The sequence below is a fragment of the Plesiomonas sp. ZOR0011 genome (genome assembly GCF_000800945.1).
GTDB classification, from domain to species: Bacteria; Pseudomonadota; Gammaproteobacteria; order Enterobacterales; family CAMTGL01; genus Plesiomonas; species Plesiomonas shigelloides.
Window position 1 is genome coordinate 65,610 of sequence record NZ_JRKB01000037.1, and the last position, 6,622, is coordinate 72,231.

Annotated in this window: 5 protein-coding genes; 4 read left to right on the plus strand and 1 reads right to left on the minus strand. The window is 51.9% G+C overall.

Going from position 1 to position 6,622, the window contains the following annotated elements:
* Positions 1–119: 119 nt before the first annotated feature.
* The 3 genes from L975_RS07330 to nadA all read left to right on the plus strand — a co-directional run bounded on the left by L975_RS07330 (position 120) and on the right by nadA (position 4,317).
* Entirely contained in the window at positions 120–1,043 is a 924-nt protein-coding gene (locus L975_RS07330) for a MotB family protein (RefSeq protein ID WP_072033033.1), read from the plus strand.
* Between the two features lie 445 nt (positions 1,044–1,488).
* Entirely contained in the window at positions 1,489–3,150 is a 1,662-nt protein-coding gene (locus L975_RS07335; protein ID WP_010861723.1) for a putative transporter, read from the plus strand.
* A 120-nt stretch (positions 3,151–3,270) separates the two neighbouring features.
* Positions 3,271–4,317: a quinolinate synthase NadA gene (gene nadA, locus L975_RS07340; RefSeq protein WP_047707948.1), complete on the plus strand. Its 1,047-nt coding sequence runs from the start codon at positions 3,271–3,273 to the stop codon at positions 4,315–4,317.
* A gap of 184 nt (positions 4,318–4,501) precedes the next feature.
* Here the strand turns inward: nadA and dauA are convergent, their stop codons facing one another.
* On the minus strand, positions 4,502–6,223 hold the full coding sequence (dauA, locus tag L975_RS07345; RefSeq protein ID WP_047707969.1) for a C4-dicarboxylic acid transporter DauA: 1,722 nt from the start codon (positions 6,221–6,223) through the stop codon (positions 4,502–4,504).
* 198 nt (positions 6,224–6,421) lie between these two features.
* On the opposite strand from dauA, the gene L975_RS18435 reads away from it, so the two are divergent.
* A partial coding sequence (locus L975_RS18435; RefSeq protein ID WP_218185575.1) for a hypothetical protein occupies positions 6,422–6,622 on the plus strand: 201 nt, incomplete at its 3' end.

A 6,622-nucleotide genomic window follows, 5' to 3' on the forward strand; every position in this document is an offset into this window, starting at 1 on the left:
CCATTGGTAATTTGAACGGCGGATTTGCAAAGCGAAGCTATACATATCGAAGCTATACATCGCTAGACCATTAGCCGACTAAAAAAGAAATTTAGCGGAAAATAGAGAAGAGAACATTTATGGCCAGAGCCAGAAGAAAACGCCGCGGGGATGGGGGCCACGAAAACCACGAACGTTGGTTGGTCTCCTATGCGGACTACATGACGTTGTTGTTTGCTCTGTTCGTGGTGTTGTATGCCTTTGCCATGACTAAGGAAACGACTACGCGTGCGATGATTCAAGGATTGATCGACTCGTTTGGGCAGATTGGATTTATCTCTAAACCGCGTGGTTCCCCGGTGCTGGATGGCGGTACGGGTATCATTGATCATGCCGTGGGCACCAAAGAGCTGGCTCAGGCGGCACCGTCGGTGATTGAGAGCTTGCCACGTTCACTGGCTACCTCCAAGGTGTTGGAAAGCGATCGCGATTCGGCTTCCGAGGCGATCCCGTTGCCGGAGTCTTCCTCCTCAACCGATGATGCGAAGAGCCAGCAAGCGATGGGGCAGTTAACCGAAATTGAGCATCAGCAGCTGGTGAAAAACTTGCAAACCGAGTTTCAGCAGCAGATTAAAGATGGCTCGATGCAGATTGAGTCCCTCGGTCAGCAGGTGATCATTCGGCTGAATGAAAGTGCATCGTTCGCAGCTGAGTCGGCCTATTTACAGCCTAAGTTTGAACCGTTGGTGCTGAAAATCGCCTCAATACTTAAAGATGTACCGGGTCAGATCAAAGTCACCGGTCATACTGACAGCACGCCACCACCCAGTGAGCTGTTCCGTTCCAACTGGGATTTGTCTGCCCAGCGTGCAGCGTCAGTGGCATTAGGGATGTTGGATGAAAAAGGCATGAGCCCGAACCGTATAGTGGTGCAAGGTGTGGCCGATACCCAGCCTTTAGTGCCTAATGACACGGAGCAGCATCGTAAGGAAAACCGGCGCGTGGAAATTGCACTGACGCAGGGTAAACCAACGGTGTATAGCGCCGCGGCGCTGAAACAATAAGCGTGACAATATCCTTCCTACTTGACGCTCAGTGAAAAAAGGCTGCCAATTGGCGGCCTTTTTCTTCGTGTTCGCCGAGTTAGCTTTTATCGAGTTAGTCTTTATATAGTTAGTTTTCATCGAGTACGAATTCATCGGGCACGAGTCCCCCGTGTCAGTCTCCACTGAGCATGGTTTTGGCGCGTAGATTTTAGTTTTTCGCTCTACCCACTGGCTATTTTGGACTAACCCTCTCGGGCTGAATCCACGATTTTATCCTCGTGGAATTTTTCTTTGCAGTTCAGGCTTCTGCTGTCAATCATTGATGCAAAATTGTGCGCTGTTCGACAGCTATGCGCTTGTATTCAGCACACAATAAGAAGCAATATAGAACCAATGCTGAATTGTTTCAGCTTGTGCGGTTTTATCGGAACATAACCGTGATCATGAACAGAAGGAATTGACCATGAGTGATATCGCACTTACAACCAGTCTGCTGTCGCTGGTTGCAGTGCTCGGACTGTGGATGGGGAACTGGCGCATTTATGGTGTCGGGCTAGGCATTGGCGGCGTATTGTTTGGTGGCATTTTTGTTGGCCACTTTGTCGGGTTATACAACATTGAACTGGATCCACATACTCTGCATTTTATTCAGGAGTTTGGGCTGATCTTGTTCGTGTATACCATCGGTATTCAGGTGGGGCCGGGCTTTTTCTCCTCATTGCGCACATCCGGTTTAAAACTCAACGCATTTGCCATGCTGCTGGTGCTGCTTGGGTGCGTGGTCACCGCGTTGCTGCACAAAATTTTCAATATCCCGCTGCCGGTTATTTTGGGTATTTTCTCCGGTGCGGTGACTAACACGCCATCTTTGGGTGCGGGGCAACAAATCCTATCAGAGCTTGGCGCGGCGCCGAATGTCACAACCATGATGGGGATGGGCTATGCGATTGCCTATCCGTTCGGGATCTGCGGTATTTTGCTGACGATGTGGCTGGTGCGCGTCTTCTTTCGCATTAATATCGAAAAAGAAGCACAGGATTTTGAAAATCAGACCAACATGGTGCACGAAAGCTTGTCTACCATGAACGTGGCGGTGCGTAATGGCAACCTTAATGGGCTGATGCTGCGTGATATTCCGAGTCTGGATTCAGAAACCGTGGTTTGTTCACGCCTTAAGCGTGGCGATCAACTCTTAGTACCAAAACCAACCACTGCAGTGCAAATGGGCGATTTACTGCACTTGGTAGGTGAGCGGGCTGCGCTTAATAGCGTGCGTCTGGTGGTGGGCGAAGAGGTGGATACCTCGCTGTCGACTCGTGGTACTGATTTGCAAGTGGCGCGGGTGGTGGTGACCAACGAAATTGTGTTGGGTAAGAAGCTGCGCGATCTTGATTTGAAAGAGAAATACGATGTCGTGGTATCGCGTCTGAACCGTGCTGGCGTTGAGCTGTTGCCGACCGAACACAGTACGCTGCAATTTGGTGACATCCTGAATCTGGTGGGGCGTCCAGATGCCATCGATGCAGTGACCAGTATTGTCGGTAACGCGCATCAAAAGCTGCAACAAGTGCAGATGCTGCCGGTGTTTATCGGGGTCGGGTTGGGCGTGTTGTTAGGCTCGATTCCGTTTTATATCCCCGGCTTCCCTGCGGCGTTGAAATTAGGTCTGGCTGGCGGCCCGTTGGTGGTGGCGCTGATTTTGGCGCGGATTGGCAGCATTGGTAAGCTGTACTGGTTTATGCCACCGAGTGCCAACTTGGCGCTGCGTGAGATCGGGATTGTGCTGTTCTTGGCGGTGGTAGGACTGAAATCCGGTGGGGATTTCTTCGATACATTGATCCACGGCGATGGCCCTTCATGGATGCTGTACGGCATGCTGATCACCTTTATTCCGTTGGTGATTGTCGGCTTTCTGGCCCGTAAAGTGGGCAAGATGAACTACCTGAGTTTGTGCGGGATGATGGCCGGCTCCATGACTGATCCACCAGCGTTGGCGTTTGCTAATGCGATGCATCCGACTTGTGGGGCGAGTGCGCTGTCGTACGCCACGGTGTATCCACTGGTGATGTTTATGCGGATTATTTCACCGCAGCTATTGGCCATTTTACTCTGGGCTGGGATGTAGTCAGCAGATTGATATAACCGACCCATAAAAGTCGGTTATCGTGATGTTATTGCGGGCGGACATAGTGCATACATTCGCGCTATACTCCGCCCGCTAACGTTTACGCAGAGTAGGGAAGCCATGAGCCAGATTTTTGATCCGAGTTTGTCCGTGTATCCGTTTCCGCCCAAACCTCGGGTTCTGACGGATGACCAAAAAGCCTTCTATCGCCGAGAAATTATTCGCCTGCTGGCGGAAAAAGATGCGGTGCTGGTGGCTCACTACTATACCGACCCTGAAATTCAGGCACTGGCTGAAGAAACCGGTGGCTGTATTGCTGATTCGCTGGAAATGGCGCGTTTTGGCAATAATCATCCGGCTTCAACCTTGCTGGTGGCGGGGGTGCGTTTCATGGGGGAAACCGCCAAGATCCTTAATCCAGAAAAGCGCGTGTTGATGCCGACGCTGGACGCGGAATGTTCGCTGGATCTGGGTTGTCCGGAAGCCGAGTTCTCGGCATTTTGCGATGCTCATCCGGATCGCACCGTGGTGGTGTACGCCAATACCTCGGCGGCGGTAAAAGCGCGCGCGGATTGGGTAGTGACATCCAGTATTGCGGTAGAACTGATCGACCATTTGGATGCGCAGGGCGAGAAAATTATCTGGGCACCAGATCGCCATCTGGGGCGGTATGTGCAGCAAAAAACTGGCGCGGACGTACTCTGCTGGCAAGGTGAGTGCATTGTGCATGATGAGTTCAAGGCGCAAGCCCTGCAGCAGATGAAAGCGTTGCACCCTGATGCTGCTATTTTGGTGCATCCAGAATCGCCGGAGTCGGTGGTGGCGTTGGCGGACGCTGTCGGATCCACTAGCCAGCTGATCAAAGCCGCGCGCGAATTGCCGCAGCAAAAGCTGATTGTGGCGACTGATCGCGGCATTTTCTACAAGATGCAGCAAGCCTGCCCAGATAAAGAGATGTTTGAAGCCCCAACTGCCGGTGAAGGCGCGACTTGTCGCAGCTGCGCACATTGCCCGTGGATGGCGATGAATGGTCTCGAAGCGATTTATTCGGCGCTGACTGAAGGCTCTGCGGCTCATGAGATTGAAGTGGATGAAGATGTGCGTCGTCAGGCGTTGATCCCGCTCAATCGCATGCTGGAGTTTGCGGCCTCGTTGCAGTCTCGGTAGAAAGAATACCGTAAAGCGATCACTTGCTATAAAAACAGCCCGCAGACGATCATTCGCTGCGGGCTGTTTTATTTGTTACCGACTCACTGATTTCTGATTCATTTATTACCAATTCACTTATTGCCAAACTTGCTGGCGCTGAGAGGTTTACACCGACTCGCTAAGCTGCGCGTACTGAACGCGATTACAGACTGTGCGACTCTTGTTCGGCGCGTAGCTCTTGCAATGCAATTTCCAACGATGGCATAAATTCCAGTTTTCCAGGCTCCGGTTTCACCCGTGCGCGCGCCAACGTTTTCAGCGGTTGGAATGGCACATCGGTGATAATCAGGCGCTGCTCCGGCTGGATATGTTCAATAAAGTGCATCAGTGCGTTTAAGCCCCCCGCATCCAGTACCGAGACGGCGTCCCACTGCAGGATCAGGGTTTGTTTTCCCTCAGCTTGTTCGGTCAGTTCGCTAAATACGCGCTCTGCCGCAGCAAAAAACAGAGGACCGTTGATCCGAAACACCGCGGTGCTGTCTTGCAACGGTTCGGCTACGACAACCGGCGATACCCGTGTCATCTTGGCGATATTACGCATAAATAGCAGTGACGCCAGCACGATCCCGACAGTAATCGCGATCACCATGTCAAACAGCACCGTTAAGCTGGTACAGACCAGCATCACGGTAATATCACCGCGCGGAGCACGCCGAATCAGGTGAATCACCTTGTGGATCTCACTCATGTTCCACGCCACCATCAGCAACAATGCGGCCATGGCAGCCAATGGCAGGTAAGAGAGCCATGGTGCTAGTACTAGCAAAGCCAGCAGCACGACTAACGCATGCACGATCCCTGACACCGGTGAAGTGGCACCCGCGCGCACGTTGGCGGCAGAACGGGCAATCGCGGCGGTAGCGGTGATCCCACCGAAGAACGGCGCGAGCAGGTTACCAATGCCTTGGCCGATCAGCTCATTGTTTGAGTGGTGTTTGGTACCGGTCATGCCATCGAGCACGACGGCGCACAGCAGTGACTCAATCGCTCCCAGCATCGCCATAGAAAATGCCACCGGCACAATCGCGCTCAAGGTGTGCCAGTTCCAGTGCACCGGATTACCATCTGGCCCCGGTAACTGCCACGGCAACATAAACTGCGGCAGGATTTGCGGAATGCCTTGGCCGACGGTGCCGTCAGCTAAATGATAGCTAAAGCTGCTGCCGATAGTCGCAATTGGGTAACCGAGGTGGATCATCAAAAATGAGGCGGCCACCCCAACCAGCACGGCGGGTAGGTGACCTGGGATAGGCAGGCGTAAACGCGGCCACAGTAACAACGTGGCGAGCGTCGCGACTCCAACCAGTGTATCGCCCGGATTGAGTGTCGGCATAGCGTGTGCCAACACCTGAATTTTTGCCAGATAGCTTTCTGGCAAATGCGTGATGCTGAGGCCGAAAAAGTCGCGAATTTGCAGTGTCGCAATGGAAATCGCAATACCGGAGGTAAATCCTAAGGTAACGGGCAGTGGGATGTATTCAATCAAGCGCCCCAAACGCCCAAGTCCCATTAATAAAAGGAAAATCCCCGAAATTAGCGTGGCCATCAATAGGCCACCCAAGCCAAACTTTTGCGCGACTGGGAACAAAATCACCACAAATGCGGCGGTGGGGCCGGAAATGCTGTAGCGTGAGCCGCCCGTTAACGAGATCACCAAACCCGCAATAATAGCGGTGTACAAACCTTGCTGCGGGGGAACACCACTGGCAATGGCCAGCGCCATTGACAGTGGAATGGCAATAATGCCCACCGTGATCCCAGCGATAAGATCCCGTGAGAAACGGGCTTTAGTATAAGGAAGTTTAATGCAGGCTTCGGCCATGGCACTAAACGGACGTAGTCGTGACCCATTAGGGCTTTTTATCTGATTAGGCATGAAATTAAGTACCATCCATTTGTGATGACAACAATTAGTGGTCCGGATAGTCTTTCAACCACTGCTCCTAGCAGTAACCATACTCCGCCGATCTGCCCCTAGGGTAGATGTAAATCAAATTTATGAATGTTGCGTATAATAATTTGTTTATTAAGCCATTGTTTTTAAATTGGATGATAAACGTAGATGATGGCGTTTTTTGTGGATAAAACAACCAAAAGAAACGTTTTTGAAGGAATTAGCTTGACCGTTTTACCTGAAACCTCTATATTCTCGCCCCGTCCGGTGCTGATAGCGAAGCGCAATCACAGCGGCACAAAATTTGGTGAGGTGTCCGAGAGGCTGAAGGAGCACGCCTGGAAAGTGTGTATACGGCAACGTATCGAG

What these genes read in the sequence shown, in the direction of transcription:
- L975_RS07330 (WP_072033033.1), top strand. Translation starts at nt 120, where the DNA reads ATGGCCAGAGCCAGAAGAAAACGCCGCGGGGATGGGGGCCACGAAAAC.
- L975_RS07335 (WP_010861723.1), top strand. Translation starts at nt 1,489, where the DNA reads ATGAGTGATATCGCACTTACAACCAGTCTGCTGTCGCTGGTTGCAGTG.
- nadA (WP_047707948.1), top strand. Translation starts at nt 3,271, where the DNA reads ATGAGCCAGATTTTTGATCCGAGTTTGTCCGTGTATCCGTTTCCGCCC.